This is a genomic window from Microcoleus sp. AS-A8, assembly GCA_039962225.1.
Classification (GTDB): Bacteria; Cyanobacteriota; Cyanobacteriia; order Cyanobacteriales; family Coleofasciculaceae; genus Allocoleopsis.
Genome location: JAMPKV010000022.1, coordinates 76,850 through 97,324 on the forward strand (window position 1 = coordinate 76,850; position 20,475 = coordinate 97,324).

Here is a 20,475-nt window from a genome sequence, read left to right on the forward strand (position 1 = left end):
TACACCGAACACATTTCATCCTTTCTGTTCAACGTTATCGATATAGTGGGGTTTATGCAATTACGAGGTTGGTTGACTACAGTAACTGTTTCTTGCCTTATCTGGGTGGTCAGTTGGGTGTTTGCCCCTGCGGCTTTGGCGTTAGTCCAAATTCAACTATCTGATATTTCTTATCATGAATGCCCTCCTGATGTGGCCGCAGGGGCGGTGACACCGGGGGGAAACAGCATCGCGGCTAACTGTTTCATCGTGACGGGTAAAGCCGAGAACAAGTCTGGCAAAATGGTTGTCAATGCTGACATTTTTGGTCGCATTTACGATGCCGATAACAACTCAATTTTAGAGAATCGCACTCGGCTCGGCTCGATCGAGGAAGTGCCACCGGGCGTCAGTGATTTTGAACTGAGAATCTCGGTTCCGGCTAATCAACCAACACCCTTGCAACTGAAGCAATTCAAAGCTTCCGGTTTTACAGGCCAAGTCCGCCGCTAAAGTTTAAGGTTATTCTGTCGGCTCTTGACTCGTTAATAATCCCTTAAACCTTAACCTGTCACTCATCCGAACTTTTGGGGTAAGTAGATAACCAAATTTAATGTAAGACGTAGGGTATGTTAGGCTCTTGCCGTAACGAACCGAAGGCTAGGGTTTTAAGGCGTTAGGAAGAGCGAACAGAGCCTCCTACAGAAAATTGGTTTGTCTGAGTTAAATCGCTATATGCTACTGAACAGTTGAGCTACCACTTGCAGTACTAAAATTGCCAGCATGGGAGACAAATCCAAGCCGCCAAGAGGTGGAATGAATGCCCGAAAAATGTTGAGATAAGGGTCAGTGATAGGACTTAAGAAGGCGGCAACTTGATTCACCCAATCAACAGTCGTAAACCAAGTCAGCAGAATTCTTATAACGATTAGAAATAGATAAATATTGAGAAAGTTGGCGAGGGTGCTGGTCACCAGTTCTGTAGCAGGATTCATGGGTTGAAAAGCTTTCTTGTGAGTGGTTATGACGGCTAGAGCCTTGTTGTCAGTTTAACGGATCTCCTCACCTTCTGGATTGCCAAGCGCTGTTAACCCTATCCAGTAAGGGTTAAAGGGGTTTGGATGGTGTCCGATTAAGATTCGCGCGATCGCTCTATGTCTACCCGTTCGGTATTCCCATTCACCGTACCCAGTTGTTGCCGAACATCGTCAATCGCCGTATTGAGCTGGGCAATTTTATCCTCCAAGCTACGACGTGCGACTTCAATACTTTCTTCGGAATTAAGCTGGCGCTTTTTCCCCTTGATTGCCTTCGCTTCTGAACGCTTAGCCTTGAGCAGAGACTGTTGCGCCTCGTCATCAGTATCTCGTTGACCGGCCACCAGCGCTCCCGTAATTCCACCGATTAACCCGCCGACTATGGCTCCAGCCAAAAATCCGCTTGCAAAACCATCGCGCTGACTCATGTTTGTCCTGTGCCCTTGATTCTAATACGCCACTTAACTCAAGATTAACGGTTGGCTGTCCCCCCTGCCCACTGCGGGGGGAAGAGGGAAGTAGAAAGCCAAAAAGAGAGTTTTTCTGATTTGTGAACTTGCCTTAAGTGCCAAAACTGCGATCGCCTGCATCCCCTAATCCAGGCACAATATACCCCTGATCATTGACGATTTCGTCAATCATGGCGGTGTAAATCGTTAAACTCGGATAACTTGCACTCAGCTTTTGCAAGGCAGGTGGGGCCGCCACCACACTAATAATCCGGGTTAAAGCCGGATCGACTCCACGTTTAATCAATTCTGCCATGGCCAGCATAATCGACCCGCCCGTTGCCAGCATCGGATCAGTAATTAGGACATGGGTGTTGGGTTGAAACTGATTCGGCAGTTTATTTAAGTAGCAGCTAGGTTCCAGCGTTTCCTCATTCCGCACCAAGCCAAGGTGGTAAATTGAGGCCAAAGGCAACAGCGTTTGGGCACCCTCTAATAACGCCAATCCCGCCCGGAGAATGGGCACAACTACCAACGGCACTTCTGGATTGATCATGGTTGCAGGGCAGGGAGCCAAAGGTGACTGTATCATCATCTCTTCTGTGGGCAACCAGTCTCGAATCGTTTCGTAAGTCAACCAGCGCCCCAACTCGGTCATTGCACTCTTGAATAGGGGTGAAGGTGTAGACACATCACGGGCAACACCTAACCAATGCTTAATCAGGGGATGGGGTGGAACATAAACGCGCAGTTGGATAGTCATAAGCAGCTTGAAATGGATGGAGATGACAGCTTAAGTCAGTCCTGAATAATCATACCTGAGGAAAGGTTCAGAATCTGGGACAGGCTCAACTAGAGGAATACAGGCGATTCCCTGGAGTACCCTTTAAGTGCCGCCAAACCTAACGGCTCAGAATCGAGAAGAAAGTCTTCTTTTCCAATTGAGAATATTTTCTATTAGTGTTGACAGAGATTTTCAACAAGGCTATATTAACTTTCAGTGTTCTCCTCTTATAAAGGATCGGCAGGTGGGGCCGGAAAGCCGTAGCAGACTGGTCTCCACTTTATTTGTTTAAAGATTTCTTGGAGCAGCAGTATCAGCGTCACAGCCAGAAACGTTAAACTCAGATTCGTTACGTAAATTTATAACCCGCGATTTCAATGCCTGCTGCTTCTCCAACCCCCTTACCCCACACTCAATCTGCTTCCGGTTCAGAGACATCCGTATTTGATGTCATTGTCATTGGTTCTGGCATTGGGGGGCTGGTAACGGCAACTCAACTGGCGGCAAAAGGCGCAAAGGTACTGGTACTAGAACGCTACATCATTCCCGGCGGGAGTTCGGGTTACTTTGAGCGCGAGGGTTACCGCTTTGATGTTGGGGCATCGATGATTTTTGGTTTTGGTACGAAAGGAACAACCAATCTCCTGACCAGAGCACTTGACGCCGTGAAGGTCAGTCTGGACACAATTCCCGACCCCGTGCAAATTCATTATCATTTGCCTGGGGGATTAGATGTAAAAGTTCATCAAGATTATGAGAAGTTTTTGCAAGAACTGAGCGCCTACTTCCCCCATGAGCGGGAAGGAATTCGCAAATTTTACGACGAATGCTGGAAGGTTTTTAACTGCCTGAACGCGATGGAGTTGCTGTCTTTGGAAGAACCCGGCTATCTAACACGGGTCTTTTTCCAGCATCCTCTCGCTTGCCTCGGTTTGGTGAAGTACTTACCCCAGAATGCGGGGGATATTGCCCGTCGGTATATTAAAGACCCCCAGTTATTACAGTTTATTGATATGGAGTGTTACTGCTGGTCAGTGGTACCTGCGGATAAAACACCGATGATTAATGCGGGGATGGTGTTCTCTGACCGACATTATGGCGGAATTAACTACCCGAAAGGCGGAGTCGGACAAATTGCCGCCAAACTGGTGGAAGGATTGGAACAAGCCGGAGGTCAGATTCAGTACAAAGCCAGGGTCACGAAAATTGTCACAGAAAAGGGCAAAGCAAGTGCTGTCCAACTGGCGGATGGGACAATTTACCAGGCCAAACGAATTGTTTCTAATGCCACCCGTTGGGATACCTTTGAGACGTTACTCGCACCAGAAGAAATGCCAGTGGCAGAGAAGAAATGGCGTCAACGGTATCAGAAGTCACCCAGTTTCCTGAGTTTGCACTTGGGTGTTGAAGCTAATGTCTTGCCGCCCGGTACCGAGTGTCACCATATTGTCCTGGAAGATTGGCAGAAGATGGAGCAGGCAGAAGGGACAATTTTTGTCTCGATTCCCACCCTGCTTGACCCGGATTTATCACCGGCAGGCTATCACATTATCCATACATTTACGCCCAGTTGGATTGATGATTGGCAGGGACTTTCTTCTCAGGAATATGAACATAAGAAAGAAGAAGCCGCAGGGCGAATTATTGACCGACTAGAAAAGATTTTTCCAGGTTTAGATGCAGGTTTAGACTACATGGAAGTAGGAACCGCTCGCAGTCATCGCCGGTTTTTGGGGCGTGAGGATGGAACCTATGGCCCAATTCCCAAACAGAAGTTAATGGGATTGTTGGGAATGCCATTTAATCGCACTTCAATTCCGGGATTGTACTGTGTGGGGGATAGTACATTTCCAGGGCAGGGGTTAAATGCCGTGGCCTTTTCGGGGTTTGCTTGTGCCCATCGGATAGCGGTAGATTTGGGATTGTAGCTAGAGGGACAACAATATGTCTCAATCCGAGCGGAATTTCTCTCCATCCCTTTCGGGCAAAGAGCCTTGGCTGGCTGTTAATTTATCTATGTTTTGGCCTGGAATAGGGCAGATCTATTCCGGAAAAGTCATTAGAGGATGCATTTTTATAGCCAGTCAAATTGTTTTATCCGGTTTGGGTGGATGGTTATTTTTTAGCCCTACAGGGAATATAGTAATTGGCTTTAGCTGTTTTTTAGCGGGTGCATTAGTTGGTCTTTGGAGTCTGTTTGATGCCCATCAATGTGCTAAAAAGAAATTAATGACCGATTGATCATAGACAAGTGGAGTTACCGCTTCCAACCACCCCAACGGAGAGACATTGTGGTGTTTTCACCCACAGAGACGCTCAAACAACAAAATCTCAAAGAGGCACTAATTAAGCGGGTAATTGGTTTACCAGGAGAAAAGGTAGAGGTTAAAGAAGGTATGGTTTATATCAATGACCGACCTCTAGATGAAAAGTATATTGCCGATCCTCCCCAATATCAGTTTGGTCCTGTCAAGGTACCGCCGAATTCTTACTTTGTGCTGGGAGATAACCGCAACAATAGTTACGATAGCCACTATTGGGGCTTTGTCCCTAGAGAAAATATTATTGGTAAGGCAAGCAAGAGATTTTGGCCTCTCACGAGCAGTGGGGCGATTCAGTAAAGTAGGTCAACTCCAGGAAGTGTTCGTAGTTGTCCCAGTCGAGCTAAGCAATTTTGCCAAGCACACCACAATCATGTGATTGCGACAAAGGGACAGCCCGAAGCGATCGCCGTTGCTCAAATTCCTCAATCTATACTCTGGCAGCAGAGAGCTTTTTAAACGGTTGGGTTTTTTCTGTGGTGAACCCAGTCATCTGACCGGACTGACATCATAGCCATTTTCGTGGAAGCCAAGATACATCTAGGCGTTGTTGGAAAAGTTGGAGATGAAAACTCCTAGTGTAGAAGCAGAGGAGTTCAAGGCTAAGGGCTGAAGAAAAGCAACCGATGGGTTGGATTCAGCATCATAGCTGTTCCGCGTCGTCGCTGGAGTTTTGCAGTTGCAACAAAGCCGAATGAGCGACAGTCATACTTAAGCGTGCCTGTTCCATGGGCGATAACTCCGTCCACTCTATCGATTGAGCAGCACGATGAGTTTCAGTGGCTGACTCTGATTTCCCCCGCATGGCATAAGCCAATGGACGAGCAAAAACCAATAAATCATCCTCTGCCCAGTTGGGTAACAATGGCTTAACACATAGCACGAGCTGTTCTGCCAATGATAAATTGGTCGAAAAAATTTGTTGCGCTTTGTGAGCGATCGCTTCTAGCCATGCCTCTGGCATCAAGGCCGCAAACCGTTCGGATAAAGATTGACGCAATTTTTCCTCAACCACCCATTCAGGTGATGACCAGCACTGATGCAACTGGTTGAATAGTACTTGCGACGCTTGAGTAATGTCTTCTACCTCTTGCCATTGCTCAAGTAAGAACCCTCGTTCCAGTTCAGCGAAATAGGCTTCTGCCTCAGGTTCGGCTGGATTCCAGGGATAAAAATCTTCCTCTGCCTGCAAGAGTGCCTCTAGTAGTTCTCCTTGTACGCTGTTCAAAGCATCCTCACAATTTTTGTATTGCATGGGTTGACCTGACATAATGACCCTCCTGTATGGGTAGGTAGATGAATCCTGGCATTGGATAGCTACATCAGCACTCTAGAGAGTTCCGTAACATCTCATAAAATACAAGATAGCGCTTACATTGTTTGCTGCAAAACCAACAATCTGTCGCTGCAATGCCATTAGCACTCTTCACCCTAAGATGAAGTCAACGGGGTTACATAGCCAAACTGATTCGGATCTCAGCGGCTCTATACTGTCCTAGGAGAGTAGTTATCTCCTGACTGAAGCAAAGCTTTATCCCAAAGGGTCAGACGCTTCAATCACAAATTCCAGGGTTTGACCCTGACTACTGCCAAACTTTAACTGAATACCGGATTGCAATGGCACTTCCTGATGGTGGATTTTTTGCCAACCTCGGACGCCATCACGTCCCCCTAGAACCTGATTCACCCCTGGGTTAACGTAATCAGGAGCTAAAATGAGCGTGCCGTAGCGAGAAAAATCGCGTAAAAAGTAAGTGGGACGAGCTTCACTCTCATGGAAATCATCGCGGCAGATAATTTCTGCATGGTGTTGGCTGACCCACTGTTCCTGAATAACTAAATCGTTCTCTTGGCGGCGTCCTACTCGCATCAATCCACCCCGAATTCGCCAAACCTGAGTGGTTGAGCCGAGAGAGCGTAAATAAGCCACGGGCACTGGAATTCCTACCCAACTGGGTGTCATACTGGGGAGTTCGGTGATGCCTTCTTCAATCGGTTTAATTAATTCGCCCTCAAACTGAGGATGCATGTAAAGTACCGGCAAACTCCAGGCGGGTTGGTTGAACTTGTAAATCGTCAACAATTGCTGTCTTGCCACCGCTACAGCCTGGTCAATGGGCATCCGGGTGGCGAGAGCTTGAGCGAGAGTTTGAATAAATGTTAAGGCTTCTTGGTCAGCGATCGAGTCACGCATTCCTAAAACAGCCGGAACGCCGTGATGGATGAGTACCTCCGCTAAGCTACTGCGCGGAATCGTTTGGGAACCCACTTGGTCAGGTTGGGCACCCCAACAGGCATTGAAGACCGCCAAAGTGACCTGGGTACGAACCAAAACTTGAGCCAGTTCTGTACCGTTGATCAGAGCATCTGAGCGCAAAAAGAGCAACCCCCCATCCGGCCCAGGTTCACCATGACCTGCATAGAACAAAATATTAAAGGCACCCTTTTCCAGTGCGTCGATCAGTTCTGCGGGTGTGGGCTGTAGCAACGTTTCCACATTACAGGCAACGGGGGCAACAAATTTTTCGCTGCTGGGATTGGGTTGTCCGCACGCTTTGAGAACATTCGCCAAAGCAGCAGCTTCTTGTTCAAGCTGCAAACCCGTCGTTGAGCGGCTGAGTCTTTGCACATCCTGTCCCAGCACCAGCAAAATATTTAAGGCTTGGTTGGAGCGGGTAAAGGGTTTGAGCAAGTCAACATCGCTGGTTGTGCGGCTAAATAGCAATTGTTGAGACAGAGAAATGGCTTGCTTCCCAGTCATCGGTTGCATGATTTCCCAAGGGAGCGGGATGAAATCTGGGTCACGAATTTCCAATCGTAAGCGCAGGGGTTTGTTTTGCCCAATGGCAATGCCTTGACTTTGAGCCAGTGTATTGCAAATTGGCCCTTCAAACAGCCACGCCCACAAGTCAATCCCCAAGCGCTGCATCAAACGACTACTGTAGCTTGTGGTCTGTCCAGTCGCGCCGATGTCGCTATTGGGGGACAGAGTTCGGGCAGACTGACTAGCATGATGGATCAGGGGGACATGGGGCAGACCCCGTAAGGAAAACATCTCTTGCCACGCCAGCCAGGTCTGAGTCATTAGTGGAGACCAAGTTGTCTGATGAAGAACATAGCCACCTGGGTAGGGAGCGTTGAGTACCCAGATGGCAAAGTTTTCTTCTCCAGCCGTTGACAGACGAGCGATCGCTAAACTAAGGCAAGGATTTTCGTTTCCAGACATTAAAAGGCCACACGAATAGCGGCTGTATATGTTTTTCTTTCAGTCTACCGAGTTCTCTGCCTCTGTTTACCCTAATAGTATTTTTCGGGTTTGAGCAGTTGAAGGTTTGAAGGGTTGAAGGTTAAAGGTTGAACGCATCAAACGGCCTACCTGTCAACATTCAACTTGCCAACTTTTAGGGAGATTGAATTGCTCTGGGTACTGGGGTCGAGGTGGGGGGAGAGGCCGAGGGAGATGCACATTCGCCGGTTGGGGTGAAATTTTGGTTAATGTGGGGCAAAACATCCGCTTCTTTCAGCCAACCCCGCTCTCCTGATTTGACGGGAGGATAAGGCAAGGCCGTTGGCTGAGGGTTGACTCCTCCAGGGGATTTACCAGCTTGGCTTTGAGGAGGTTCAGCAGCAGGCTGAGTTGGGTTTACAGCTTGAGCCTCAGCGTTGCGGGTACCCGGTAAGCAAACCCTCAACTCTACCCAGCTATTTTGTTGTGGATCGGGTGATTTGTTGATGATTTGCAAAATGCTACCCGAAGGGACGACACTAAGGGAGGTTTGGTTTTGGGGCGGCAAGCCGCGTTGCAGCAACAAGGGAACATTCTCAGACTGGGAGTTTGTTGGGGTTGAATTCATGACTTGAATCACGGCTCCTCGCTCTAAAGATGAAATCCCTGCGAGTGAAGCCGTTGGGTCGTCTGCGCTGGTAGCGGCGGGCGATGGGTTAGTCGGCGTCGATTCGTTAGGGGGACTGGTATTAGACGCCATTTGCTTGATGAGGGGATCAACTGATTCACTCACGCCTGGAATTAAAAAGTAAGAAAGTACGCTACCCAGACCCAGCAGGCAAAAGATACCGAGCAACAATCCCCAAGGACGCCGAGCTGTACCTTTGGTTGCCAGGGGCTGCGTTTTCATCTGGGAAGGTGCACTCGTTGCCAGCAGGGTTCCTCCAACTGAGGAGGAAGCAGGAACCGTCATCTGTGACGCAGAAAGTTGTGCCGACTGTGCCTCCTTGGAGGGATTCACTTTGCAGTAGAGCAGAGCGATGGTGGCATTATCATGTCCATTTTGGGTATTAGCAATCTCAATCAGTCGTGAGCCTGCCGTCGGCAAATCAATTCGACCGTTGAGAATGGGTAGAATTTCGGTTTGCCAGTATTGTTCCACTCGGTCATAATCACTCAGCCCATCCGAGCAAAGCAGAAAAACACAATCCTCATCCAAGACAAAGCGCTGTACCGTTGGATGCAGGGTGGCGGAGGGAGCCATACCCAAGGCTTGAACCAGAGATCCGGCGGTTGGCTGCTGTACAGCATTCCGATACAGTGCGTAGCCAAGTCGTACCTCTCTGGAGGCCAAATCGTCATCCAGAGTCACTTGGTGGCAGTTATGGCGAGTCACCCAGTAGACTCGACTATCCCCGACATGGGTGATGTACATTTCATGGGCAGCGGTTCGAGCCATGACTAATGTCGTCCCCATCCGTTGCCGATCAGAGCGGCGCTCACTGTCGTTTTGTTGGCTAATGATGTCATTAGCTGCACAGGTGGCTTGTTCTAATTCCAGTGTCAGGGTTGAGGGGTTCCAGTTATCGGGGTCGTTCGGGAGTTTTTCGACTTGTTCCCGAAGTTTGTTGATGGCTAAATTCGAGGCGACTTCACCGCCTTCATGCCCGCCAATGCCATCACAAACGATCGCCAAAGCACTGGAGCCGTTGGCGGGTTTGAGCAACTCCCCAGTGGGGGGATAGCAGGCATCTTCGTTATGGGAACGACTGGGGCCGGAATCTGTGCGAGTAAAGATTTGATAGGTGCGAATCTGCGATCGCCCACAATTTTTCAGCCCCTGATCGAGCAGCGCCAGTAGCTGATCTGAGGTGCGTATCTGTCCATCCCGCAGTTGATTACATAGCTGTTTTAAAAACTCCGCTATCGTCGGTGCTGCGTTTGAGAGCCATTGTGACCACAAATGACCCAACTGTTGCAGCGTCGGTGCTGACTTCGGATCAAGTTGCAACTCTAACAGTCGGACAACCGACCCTTCTACCCGCAGCAGCGTTGGCGATAGCAGCGTCGAAGCCACCCCTTCACTACTCAAAGGTTGCCAGAGCATGGCTAACTGCCAAAGCCAGTTTAACTGACGCATGGCGGGAGCCTTTTCCCACAGGCTGGTCAGTTCGGGTAAGAGTTGCCCTTCAACCCGAGGTGCTGCCTTTTCCCGGCGATCGCCCTGTCCAGAGATATAGCTGTAGATGGGTGCATCTTCGAGTAGCCAGATTTCTGAACGACTACGCCCCTCTAGGGGTATCAAACGCCCATAAAGTTGAGGAACATGTAAGCTATAGGGTGCCAGCCTCAAATAGGGTGTTAGGTTCCCAGGAATGTCCAATGGAGTCTCTGGGGGCATTCCCGGCTGAGTATCTAAGAGAACGCGTGCGTGTACTACTACATAGCGACCTGCGATCGTCTCTCCCGCCTGAAAACCCTCTATCCCCTGACCAATTGCCCACAAATAGCGTCTCAACAGCGGCGTGCGACATTGCTGGCAGAACTTATTACTCTGAGGGTTGGGAGCCTGACAGCGAATGTTAGAACAGTGGATCGTTGCCGCCGGATTTTCCATGAAAATTCTTCGCTACGTTCAGCCGATGATGATTTGGCTACAAGTCTCACTCCTCAAGGCAGGAAGCATGGCTCCGCATTGTGAAGTGTCTTGTGCAAGCGTATTGATTACCGATTGTAGCCTCTGGCTCTAGCGTGAGTTTATACGCTTGCGCTTGATTCTTCCCTAGGGAATACAATCTGCCGTCGATGCTAATAATTGTCCAGGCTACCACTGTCCCTCATCAGGTGAGGCCAGATCAGTAAAAAAAATGTCCACCAAAGTAAAATTGGCAGGGCCACCAGGATGGTTACCCAAACCGTTTTTACCAAGGCCCAACTACTAGCGATGACCATTGTTCCGGTCAGCAGAATTGACCAAGGCTGACACCACCAGGGTTTATAACTCCAAGGGTCTAAAGGCTTTGGTTTAGACAAGATTAGACAACCCGTTGCAGTTTGACATAGTACAGCCGCTCATTCTAACAATGATAGCGGTTGAAGGTAAAGGCACGAGGAATCAGGGGTTGACTTAGTTTGAAGGACTGGTGCTGAGGTTTAGAGATTAGATACAGCCTATTGAGCAACATTCTGGATGTTGTTTTGGGGTGTTACTGACTTAATCTTCTGGTTCACCCAGTTTAATCCGTTAACTTTTTTTATCACCCATTACCATGCCCGAACCTGAATCCCAACCTAATCCTGACCAATCCCATGATCCAACCTTTGCTGAGTTCAATACGGCTGCTACCGTAGAGATCAAAGACTTGATCGCCAAGCTTCAACAATCCCACGACTTGCGGTACAAACTGATCAATCTGGAAACTTGGGCGTTGGCGGCAACGATGGATAATTTTTTGCCCGGTTTTTGGAGTCGCTTCTTGGCCAATCGTCGCACGGCGCTTAAGGAGTTTCTGAAACGGAAGCGAGCGGATAAGTCGAAAGAATAGCGGTGCCTGAATCATCTTCCTCTGGTGAGCGAAAATGACCGCAAAAGGATATAGAATAGGCGGTGTAAGCTTTTAGGATAAGGGCACAAAAATCAATAAACTAACTCCAATCCCTAATTTCTTACCTCCCTACTCCTTATCCATCGATACGAAGAAAGCTGGCGTCCAACCTCTAAAAAAACAGCGATAGGGTATCGATACAGCGTTTTATCCCTTCTTGTCAATCCCTTATTAGTCGGAATCATTTGAGCGATAAGATCGCCCAATTGGAGTAAATAAACATCAATTACCACCCTAGAAAGAGGAGTTCCTAAGCTTTTATTTTTTAGCCTTAATTGGGAATTATCAATCGTTAAAAACTTTAGGAGTTTTTTATGAATAAGCAAGAAAAAACCAATATCAATACTCCTGACAATTCTGACGAGCAAACAGATCGAGTCACTCAAGATATAGGTCTTTCTCCCGATAAGCCAGAAAGACCTGAGAGCAATGATGCTGCCAATCCTGGCGATAGAATAGACCCATCTGCAACGATTGAAGAAAAAGCACAGCAAGTCGCCGTTGATGCCCCTGACATCACTGGCGACCATATTAAAGTTCCGACGTACTTTGTGGTTGATGAACCTGAAGGGGAACAAAAGGCGCTACACCACGTTAAGGATGCCGAAGAGATTTCGGATGTGATTCGCCAAGCCCGCACCGACGAAGAAGGGAATCGTACTTGGCGGTAACTCGCTCAACTAACCCACCTGAGGTTCGACTTGCGGCAGCCCCATGCTGTAGTTGACTACACGACTTTCCAGGTTATAGCTGATTTCACCGCTCTGTAAAAGCGATCGCATAAAATGCTCCAAATCAGAACCAATGCGGCGTAGGTTGTATTCGGTTAAATCTGCCCCATCGTAGGATTCCACCAATTCATCAAATTTGCGATACACCTTTTGCAGAGCGTCTTCATTCCAATTCAATTCGTTATCGGGGTCAACATCTAAAGTTAAAACGTTCTGGCTTTCGACCAGTTCATTGCCTTCAAGCTCGGCTGTATAGATGCGAATGTGGCGTGTCGTGGATTTCAGCAGCATGGAGACTCTCCTACAGGCAGTAATATTATTTTTAAACTAATTGTAAACATACATAAACACATCCGCGTTGTGTGAGCCAAAACAGACTCGTGTGGTTAGCGAGGTTTATCCGCTCCTGCCCCGCGCAATTGTGTGTTCATCAATTCTCCGACCCTGAATCACAGGTTATCCTTGTTTGAGCCTAAGAATTCACCGATTGACGTGCAACTTCACAAAAAATAGACCCCCGAAATAGTGCGATTGAGCTTCGACACCAGCAATTCTCAACGCCATTGGCACAAGTTGATAGGATAACGCACAGCTAAAATGCTCTCCAGTAATGATAAGTTAAAAATTTCCAGAGGTAGACCTAGGGTACAATACGCCGATTGAGGTTGATACTCTATATAAAAAAGTCAGGCAGAGCAACCAATCCATGGTTCTAAAAAACATGCGCGATCCAATGGATGACATCGCTCAACAAGCTCGCCAGGGTAGTGTTGCGGCGATCATTCAAACGCTGAATGAACAGCTAATCGATGCGGGCATCAGAACCCGCGCCGTTTTGGCCGACGGCATCCTGCAACTTTTGTGTGAGGCGGCAATTCCTGAGCAACTTGAACAATCTGTAACGGTAGCTAAAATCAAGCAGATTTTGGAAGAGATTGCACCGCGTAACATTCGTCGCGTTAAAATCAACAGTCGTATCGTGCGAGAGCAACAATTGCTGTGGTTGGAAGAAATTAACCGCGACCCAGAAAATCAGTTACTTTGGTCTGAAGAAATTATTCTGGCCAAGCAAAATTTATTCAAGCAACTGGCGGAGAATCGCCAAAATCACCAAACAGCTTCCAGAAAGAAGCTGAGTTTACCCAAAACTTCCTCGCCTTATCTCAGAGAAAAAAATCCTTACTGGCGGGGCATTATGAATGGTGTGGGCTTGAGCTTACTTCTGTTGTTCCTTGGCTGGCTCCTTCATGAGTGGTTAGCTCCAAAACTGAATCCTAAAACAACGTCTCAAGTCGTCAACCGCAACACTAACTCCTCACAAACGCGAGGGACTGCCCAACATCAGCTTTCATCACCGGCCCCCGATCCATTTGCACAAGCTGTTCGGCTCGCTGAGCAAGCCTCCACGGCGGGCAAAACCATTCAAACATCAGCTCAATGGTTAGATGTGGCAGCCCAGTGGGAGCGAGCATCCGATTTAATGAAGGCCGTGAAGCCCAATGATCACCGCTATAAGACCGCTCAAGACCGCATGAAGCTTTATCGGCAAAATAGCGAGGCCGCTCAAAAGCAAGCCACTCAGAGGCGCTCTTAAGAGCTTCTCTACAAAAAAGTCTAAGATTCTGGTAAAAAGCCGCGGGAACTGGGAACAATAAATCTTAGGAAGATGGCTTTTTTAAGAGTTGGTCGGGTCAAAGTCTCTAATGTATGAACTTTAGTCCCGTTAGTAGGAGCCGTCGGGATTGGGGAGTGGGGAAGGATGAATCAGGAAATATGAAGTCCGATCATGAGACAAAATGCTGAGGATACTAACCTTAAGCTTTTCTAATCTGCATTCTTGAGTCATCAGCCTCCTCGTTATGCTCTTTCCTCTACTGGGCACGGCCTTACGTTCTCATGTGTTCTTCGGCTTAGTGTCTCATACTCCATCAAAAAGCTTCTTTAATAAGAGTTGGATAACAAGCCTTATGGAAACAGAACGCGTCATGTCCTCGGTGAAACTCCCGTTTCAGAGCGGCTTTTGTCCTGAGACGGCCCACGGCTCTAATCGGAACGCAGCGCCCCTAGGAAATGATTCGTTCTCATGTTTGTCCACCCCCATTGAGCCAGTTTTCACCCAGGAGCAAGAGGGTTCACTGATGCAGTACACGGCCCAGTCCGCTCAGATCGGGCAACACATTACCCAAATTATTCTCACCTGTCCAGAGCCACAAACCTTACTCACCAGAGTTGCTAAGGCTTTAGGAGAAATTTTTCAGGTCGATGCCTGCTTGATTATGGCTCTAGGCAAGCCGGGTGAGCCGTTGCTTACTAATCCGGTTACAACGCCTCAAATGGCTTTATGGTGTGCCGATGACTTTCCCTGTTTACCACTTGAGGATTATTCGTCACACTTGGAACACCCAGTACTCCAAGTGGACTGGGGAAGTCATCAACCTCTAGCAATTTTCGACCTACAGACATCGGAGACTTGGTCTAACGCTGGCGGTTGCCCTGAAGGACTCGGTGTTAGGGCGGTTTTGAAAATCCACACTTGGTTTCAGTCGGCCATAAACGGGATGATTGTTTTAGGGCGATCGCAGCCTCACGAATGGACGACACCAGAACAAGAGCTATTAACCCTGGCCGCGGAATCAGTCGCACTCGCCCTGTCTCATGTCCAGCTCACTCGGCAGGTTCGGGGCTTTTCCCACTCGCGAACCTTGCTCACTCAGTTGAGTCTGGCTATGCACAGCACCGATAATCTCCAGGAAATTCTCCAGATGGCGATCGCCTCTACGGCTCAAGCCCTTCAGGTCGGTCGCGGTCTGCTTCTGTTGTTGACCTACACCCATCCTCTGGTTTACAGCCGACCTTCTGTACACCTGCCGCAAACCAAGGTAACAGTAGTGGGGGAGTGGTTAGAGGACACGGCTGGGCAATCGCCAACCTCAAACGAAAGTCCTTCTTCCCTGTTAAACCAATCGTTTTGGCTGTCCGAATCTGGCTTGTGCCAACAAGCGTTTCGAGATGCCCCAGCACCCATAATCATTTCAGACTGTCAAGCGTCTTGTGCCATTGACCTACGAGGAGAAAGTCTCTCCATTTTTGAGCGAGAAATGATGCCCGCGTTACTGATTGTGCCTCTGCTTGGCTCACCCAGTAACGCCCCTGTCGCCTCAACGGTGTTGGGTTTTTTGGTGTTGCAACATGGCCAACCTCGGCACTGGCACACAGATGAATTAGATTTGGTCGAGGGGGTCGGTGCTCAAGTCAGTGCCGCCATCATTCAGAATCAAACGCTGCGGCAAGTGCAATCTCTCGTTGAAGATCGCACCGCGCAGTTACAGCACAGTTTAGACATTCAGGCTCAGTTATATGAAAAAACGCGCCAGCAGATTGACCAGCTACAGCAATTAAATCAGCTCAAGGAAGAGTTCATGAGTAGTATGAGTCATGAGCTGCGGACGCCTTTAACCACAATGAGTCTGGCGATTCGCATGTTACGTCAACCCACACTCCCATCAGAACGCCGTCAGAAGTACCTAGAAATCCTTGAGCAGGAGTGTAATAAAGAAATTGAATTAATCAATGACTTATTGAGTTTGCAGCAGCTAGAAGCCGATCAAGCCTCGATTCAACTGGAAAAAATCGACCTGATCCGGCTCCTCGACCCATTAGCTCAGTCTTTTGAGCAGAAATGGGCCGATAAAAGGTTAACCTTGAAGGTAGAAAGTCCTACCAATTCGCTGATTCTTAACACCGATCCTGATAGTCTGAACCGTATCCTGTTGGAACTGTTGACCAATGCGGGCAAGTATTCTGACCCCGGCACAACGGTTCATCTCCAGGTCACTTACCAAGCCCAACCGTCTGTGAATCAAGTGGTTCTGACCTTGAGCAATACAGGTCCAGGTATATCACCCGCAGACTTAGACCATATTTTTGATAAATTTCGTCGCGGTCGAGGTGTAACTCAAAATGCGGTTCAAGGTACGGGACTGGGACTAGCTTTGGTCAAGTGTTTAGCGCAGCACCTCAACGGTACGATTGAGGTTTCTAGCTCCCCCTTGGAAAACTCACAGAGCGCTGTGACCTCTTTTACTCTTACCTTGCCCCAGTTACGACACTTACCCTAAACTTTACTTGTTCGTTGATACCTTTAAAGAAGGAGCCAGTCACTGCTAACACGTTCTGAGATACCGATTACCTTATTACTGACAAACCACCAGTTAACAGACTATCCGTTGGCATACTGGCGGGTCTTCGCCTAATTTTTCCAACAGTATGCTTACCCCCACTGTACCTAAGCCACTCCGCTGGCAACGACCGAGATATTCGCCACGGGCACGCCAAATCGATATTTTTGCATCTGCCTTAAAGTTGATGTTCTACTTATGGTGGGACAAGGTGGTTGCCAGAAACTCCCCTCATCATCGCAATCGTCGTGCCCAGTGGTTAGTCGGAACTCTACTAGATTTAGGCCCAACATTTATCAAAATTGGACAAGCCTTATCCACCCGCGCTGATTTGCTACCCAGAGAGTACGTGCAGGCGTTGGGACAATTACAGGATCGAGTCCCACCCTTTAGTAGTGCCGAAGCGATCGCCCTGATTGAATCTGAACTGGGCAACTCAATTCATACACTATATCGAGACTTCGATCCTTATCCTCTGGCTTCTGCGAGCTTAGGGCAAGTCCATAGGGCCAGACTGCACACAGGTGAAGACGTTGTTGTTAAAGTCCAGCGTCCTGGCTTAGAAAGACTCTTCAACCTAGATTTTGAAGTTTTACATCGCTTGGCGCGTTTTTTAGAGCGGTTCGCTCCCTCGCTCACAAAGTATGATTTAGAGGCTATTTATCACGAATTTTTTGAGCTTCTCTATAAAGAAATTGACTATATCCATGAAGGTAAAAATGCTGATAATTTTCGGGTAAATTTTACTGATTATCCTCGCATTATTGTACCTAAAATCTATTGGCGATACACCACGAAGAAGGTTTTGACGTTGGAATACCTTCCGGGCATCAAAATTGATGATCGCCAGACAATGGAAGCTTGCGGCATCAATACAAAAGAAATCATCCAGTTAGGTATTTGTTGTTATCTCAAGCAATTGTTACAGGATGGTTTTTTTCAGTCTGACCCCCATCCAGGCAATATGGCAGTCAGTCAGGACGGTCACCTCATTTTCTATGATTTTGGTACCATGACTGAGGTGAAGCCCATTGCCAAAGACCAGATGATCAAAACCTTTTTCGCTGTCTTGAGAAAGGACACTGATGAGGTGATTGATACCTTAACCTACATGGGTTTAATTGAGCCTGTGCCAGATATGACGCCTATCAGGCGGTTAATTGCCTTTACTTTAGATAAGTTCAGGGAGAAGCCAGTAGAACTTCAGGCTTTCGATCAAATGCGTAGCGAAATTTACGCCATGTTCGAGCAGCAACCGTTCCGCTTGCCGGCGCAGATGACGTTTATTTTAAAGTCCATCACTACACTCGATGGTATTGCTCGGACTCTCGATCCGGAATATAACCTCTTATCGGCTAGTAAGCCTTTTATTAAAAGTCTCACCGTCTCTAAACAAGGACGGGGGAATGTTGTGGGAGAACTCGCGAGGCAAGCGAGAGACTTTATTCAATATAAATTGCGCCAACCTAATGCCACTGAACTTCTATTGAGACGATTAGAAGAACGGCTGGAACAGGGCGAACTTCAATTGAATGTTCGTGCGATTGAGAGTGAACGCGCCCTTAAACGGATCAATCTAGCCATCAAGAGCTTGATGTATGCATGTTTGGCTAGCTTTACCTTACTATCCGGTACTGTACTGTTAGGGACTTATCCTAACTGGGCGATCGCCGCTTTTGCCTTTTCAGGATTCTGGTTCTTAATTCTGCTGCGCTCTTTAATCAAATTAGCTGTTCGGGAAAGACTGGACAATCTTTCTGAACGGTAGGGGGTACCCTGACATCTGTTCCTGTCTCAAGGGACAGTGATCGATTACTTTGGCTCCTTGCACTACTAAAAAGGCATAAGACTAGCAAGGTTGCTAACTGTCTTATGCCTTTAACTTAGATTTTTGATACCCCCAAGGGAATTCGAATCCCTGTCGCCTCCGTGAAAGGGAGGTGTCCTAGGCCTCTAGACGATGGGGGCTTGTTTTCTGAACCTTTATTAATTTAATCAATATTCCTGAGTCTGTCAACTATATTTTTGCAAATTGAGCAAAATTTACGGTGAAGCAGTCCCTGCCCCTTCTTGGAAGCCCAACTCAGCGTGTACCTTTACGCCATTGGGCTAAACGCTGTTGAGCTTGAGCATCCAGGGAATTGAACAAAAAACGGCTACTCGATTGTTTGTGGGTGCGCTGTTTGCGACGTGTTCGACGAGCTATGAATTCAACATCGTTAGCCAACTGCTGGGATGACATCCACTCGGCTCCATACCCGATCACCGTCAACTGCTGCGCCCGATCAGAAGTAGCGACAATCAACCGATTGCATGGACGACAAAGTTTATAGTGATGAAATGAGGCACAATATTTTTCGATGTAAGTGTCGGCTGTCTGTCCAAAATCTGTATAGTAAACGGACAAATAAGTCGTTAAGACTTCACAGTAAATCGGTGTATTTTGAGCATGAGCATCAAAGACAACCTGAGTTTCGTAGCCCTGGAAGGCGCTGTAGTTCACTAGCGCCTCTACTAATTCATGACGAGCTGCCTCTAGCCCATCATGATCGCGGGCCGCTTTCAGGTTCGACCAAGAGCCAATGACGTTGTAGCCATCAACCAGTAAAATAGCCTGGGGTGAGGGACGGGGCATTATTCAAGGCCAATATTTTTTTAATTTGAATATTCATAGAAGTTATTATATTAACAATAGTTAACATGAAATGGTAAAAAAGCTTCGTTTTTAGAAGGCTTTAAAAAAAGGGGACTGGCTATTGCTTTCCAATCCCCATTTCTTAAATAGCGATGTCGGGTGCTTGCATGAGTCGCTGCTTCAGGCGTTCTGGATCGCCTCGGTCAACCACCTCACCTTGTTCCAATAAGAAGGCTCCGTCACAGTAATTCAGCTCATCTAAGCGGTGGGTGACCCAAAGAGCAGTCAGTCCACGACTTTTGACCAGATTTCGGACTTGTGCCACTAAATCCAGTTGAGTATCTGGATCGAGCAAAGCCGTGGGTTCATCTAGTAGCAAGACCTCACAGCGACGTGCAATAGCACCAGCAATGGCAATCCGCTGTTTTTGACCGCCACTGAGAGCATAGATGGGGCGTCGCTGTAAATCTAGGAGATTAACGGCGGTTAACGCCTCTCGCACTCTGGCAATGATTTGATCTGGAGAAAGTTTTTCTTCAACCAAGCCAAAGGCCACATCTGCCCCCACCGTAGGCATAACGAGCTGATGGTCGGGATTCTGGAAAACAAATCCCACGGGCTGTCTAATTTGCAGTTCACCCGATTGAGGTTGCAATAGCCCTACCAATAATCGGAGTAACGTAGATTTGCCACTCCCATTCGTCCCCAGCAGCATCCAGAATTCGCCCTTAGGTACCTCCAGAGAGCAAGCTTGTAAAACAGGTGTTCCTTGGGGCCACTTGAAGCTAAGGTCTTGCACCCGAATTGCCGATTCAGGTTTTATGTCAGTTGCCCCTGTGTTCATTCCGCCACGGCAAAGAAACCGGGTACACGCCCTCCTCCAGCGGCACCGGATTTCTGCGAAATCATCACCGCACTGATCTGATCACTGAGAATGCCAATTTTTTTCTCTGGCTGGTGATCGCAGGCCAGTTCTAATAACTGACTGCTCCCAGAGCGCATGGCTTTGGTAATTTCCTGGTAAGTTACTTCTGCCGCTTCTGCTGACTTGCGTTGCACAGACAGCGGGACAGGGGTAGTTTTCAAAGTCAAATCAATGGTGAACATGCTTTTGTCAAGCGCTAAGCATTGCGTACATATACTTTCTTTACCATCTTAGACACCCAACCGCACGGTGGTGAGAATCAATGAGAACTAAGGCTTTGCGAGGTTTAGGGCAAGTGGCACAGACCAGTTTTTTGAGAACGGTCACTTTAAGAGTGGCAAATTCTGAATGTTTCACCTAATATATTTAATACAGTAAAGAAAAGTAAATTTTTCTGAGAACCTCACCAATAATCTGCTTATTCAATCCAGCAGCTCAGTTGGGAGTAAAAACCGCTTTTCTTTCGTCTTTATAAATACTTGGAGATTCTTGCTATGACAATAGCAGTCGGACGCGCGGCAAGTACGAGAGGATGGTTTGACGTCCTCGACGACTGGCTCAAGCGCGATCGCTTCGTCTTCGTCGGCTGGTCCGGCCTGCTGCTG

Annotated in this window: 19 protein-coding genes, 1 tRNA gene and 1 pseudogene; 9 read left to right on the top strand and 12 right to left on the bottom strand. The window is 47.9% G+C overall.

The annotated features are described in order from the left end of the window. Positions 1 to 54: 54 nt before the first annotated feature. The gene (locus NDI48_25430; GenBank protein ID MEP0834510.1) at positions 55 to 492 is read left to right on the top strand and encodes a hypothetical protein; all 438 of its coding nucleotides are present in this window, start codon (positions 55 to 57) and stop codon (positions 490 to 492) included. Positions 493 to 710: 218 nt separating this feature from the next. Here NDI48_25430 and NDI48_25435 read toward each other — a convergent pair whose 3' ends face one another. The 3 genes from NDI48_25435 to upp form a co-directional block, all read right to left on the bottom strand. Continuing rightward, a complete protein-coding gene (locus NDI48_25435) occupies positions 711 to 974 on the bottom strand; it encodes a YggT family protein (protein MEP0834511.1) in 264 nt (87 codons plus the stop codon). A gap of 137 nt (positions 975 to 1,111) precedes the next feature. Then, positions 1,112 to 1,444, bottom strand: a complete 333-nt coding sequence (locus NDI48_25440) for a hypothetical protein (GenBank protein ID MEP0834512.1) — start codon at positions 1,442 to 1,444, stop codon at positions 1,112 to 1,114. 133 nt (positions 1,445 to 1,577) lie between these two features. Beyond that, entirely contained in the window at positions 1,578 to 2,228 is a 651-nt protein-coding gene (gene upp / locus NDI48_25445; protein MEP0834513.1) for a uracil phosphoribosyltransferase, read from the bottom strand. 398 nt (positions 2,229 to 2,626) lie between these two features. Between upp and crtH the strand changes: the two genes are divergently transcribed. After that, positions 2,627 to 4,177, top strand: a complete 1,551-nt coding sequence (gene crtH / locus NDI48_25450) for a carotene isomerase (GenBank protein MEP0834514.1) — start codon at positions 2,627 to 2,629, stop codon at positions 4,175 to 4,177. A 16-nt stretch (positions 4,178 to 4,193) separates the two neighbouring features. Continuing rightward, positions 4,194 to 4,870 (top strand): annotated as a pseudogene (gene lepB / locus NDI48_25455) (signal peptidase I). Between the two features lie 343 nt (positions 4,871 to 5,213). Here lepB and NDI48_25460 read toward each other — a convergent pair. From NDI48_25460 to NDI48_25475, 4 genes are all read right to left on the bottom strand, one after another. Further along, on the bottom strand, positions 5,214 to 5,840 hold the full coding sequence (locus tag NDI48_25460) for a hypothetical protein (GenBank protein MEP0834515.1): 627 nt from the start codon (positions 5,838 to 5,840) through the stop codon (positions 5,214 to 5,216). Positions 5,841 to 6,101: 261 nt separating this feature from the next. Further along, positions 6,102 to 7,796, bottom strand: coding sequence for an FHA domain-containing protein (locus NDI48_25465; GenBank protein MEP0834516.1), 1,695 nt, complete (start codon positions 7,794 to 7,796; stop codon positions 6,102 to 6,104). Between the two features lie 175 nt (positions 7,797 to 7,971). Further along, a complete protein-coding gene (locus NDI48_25470; protein ID MEP0834517.1) occupies positions 7,972 to 10,413 on the bottom strand; it encodes a protein phosphatase 2C domain-containing protein in 2,442 nt (813 codons plus the stop codon). 191 nt (positions 10,414 to 10,604) lie between these two features. Further along, entirely contained in the window at positions 10,605 to 10,829 is a 225-nt protein-coding gene (locus tag NDI48_25475) for a hypothetical protein (protein ID MEP0834518.1), read from the bottom strand. Positions 10,830 to 11,065: 236 nt separating this feature from the next. On the opposite strand from NDI48_25475, the gene NDI48_25480 reads away from it, so the two are divergent. Together NDI48_25480 and NDI48_25485 are read left to right on the top strand one after the other, a co-directional pair. Continuing rightward, on the top strand, positions 11,066 to 11,341 hold the full coding sequence (locus NDI48_25480) for a hypothetical protein (GenBank protein ID MEP0834519.1): 276 nt from the start codon (positions 11,066 to 11,068) through the stop codon (positions 11,339 to 11,341). A 449-nt stretch (positions 11,342 to 11,790) separates the two neighbouring features. Continuing rightward, positions 11,791 to 12,072, top strand: coding sequence for a hypothetical protein (locus tag NDI48_25485; GenBank protein ID MEP0834520.1), 282 nt, complete (start codon positions 11,791 to 11,793; stop codon positions 12,070 to 12,072). 9 nt (positions 12,073 to 12,081) lie between these two features. On the opposite strand, the gene NDI48_25490 is transcribed toward NDI48_25485, so the two are convergent. After that, on the bottom strand, positions 12,082 to 12,423 hold the full coding sequence (locus tag NDI48_25490; GenBank protein MEP0834521.1) for an NAD(P)H-quinone oxidoreductase subunit M: 342 nt from the start codon (positions 12,421 to 12,423) through the stop codon (positions 12,082 to 12,084). A gap of 415 nt (positions 12,424 to 12,838) precedes the next feature. Here NDI48_25490 and NDI48_25495 point away from each other — a divergent pair, with 415 nt between their 5' ends. The 3 genes from NDI48_25495 to NDI48_25505 all read left to right on the top strand — a co-directional run bounded on the left by NDI48_25495 (position 12,839) and on the right by NDI48_25505 (position 18,078). After that, positions 12,839 to 13,726 carry a hypothetical protein gene (locus tag NDI48_25495; protein ID MEP0834522.1) on the top strand — a complete coding sequence of 296 codons (888 nt, stop codon included), beginning with the start codon at positions 12,839 to 12,841 and terminating at the stop codon, positions 13,724 to 13,726. Between the two features lie 373 nt (positions 13,727 to 14,099). Continuing rightward, positions 14,100 to 16,250, top strand: coding sequence for an ATP-binding protein (locus NDI48_25500; protein ID MEP0834523.1), 2,151 nt, complete (start codon positions 14,100 to 14,102; stop codon positions 16,248 to 16,250). A gap of 148 nt (positions 16,251 to 16,398) precedes the next feature. Further along, positions 16,399 to 18,078 (top strand): AarF/ABC1/UbiB kinase family protein, encoded by a 1,680-nt coding sequence (locus NDI48_25505; protein MEP0834524.1) that lies wholly within the window; start codon positions 16,399 to 16,401, stop codon positions 18,076 to 18,078. 127 nt (positions 18,079 to 18,205) lie between these two features. On the opposite strand, the gene NDI48_25510 is transcribed toward NDI48_25505, so the two are convergent. From NDI48_25510 to NDI48_25525, 4 genes are all read right to left on the bottom strand, one after another. Then, positions 18,206 to 18,278 (bottom strand) — tRNA-Glu (locus tag NDI48_25510). Positions 18,279 to 18,393: 115 nt separating this feature from the next. Continuing rightward, positions 18,394 to 18,945, bottom strand: a complete 552-nt coding sequence (locus NDI48_25515; GenBank protein ID MEP0834525.1) for an NYN domain-containing protein — start codon at positions 18,943 to 18,945, stop codon at positions 18,394 to 18,396. Positions 18,946 to 19,087: 142 nt separating this feature from the next. Further along, entirely contained in the window at positions 19,088 to 19,789 is a 702-nt protein-coding gene (locus NDI48_25520; protein ID MEP0834526.1) for an energy-coupling factor ABC transporter ATP-binding protein, read from the bottom strand. Next, positions 19,786 to 20,052, bottom strand: a complete 267-nt coding sequence (locus tag NDI48_25525) for a hypothetical protein (protein MEP0834527.1) — start codon at positions 20,050 to 20,052, stop codon at positions 19,786 to 19,788. The genes NDI48_25520 and NDI48_25525 overlap by 4 nt, the downstream gene beginning before the upstream one ends. 312 nt (positions 20,053 to 20,364) lie before the next feature. Here NDI48_25525 and NDI48_25530 point away from each other — a divergent pair. Further along, positions 20,365 to 20,475, top strand: a 111-nt coding sequence (locus NDI48_25530; GenBank protein MEP0834528.1) for a photosystem II D2 protein (photosystem q(a) protein), incomplete at its 3' end; no start/stop codon positions are given.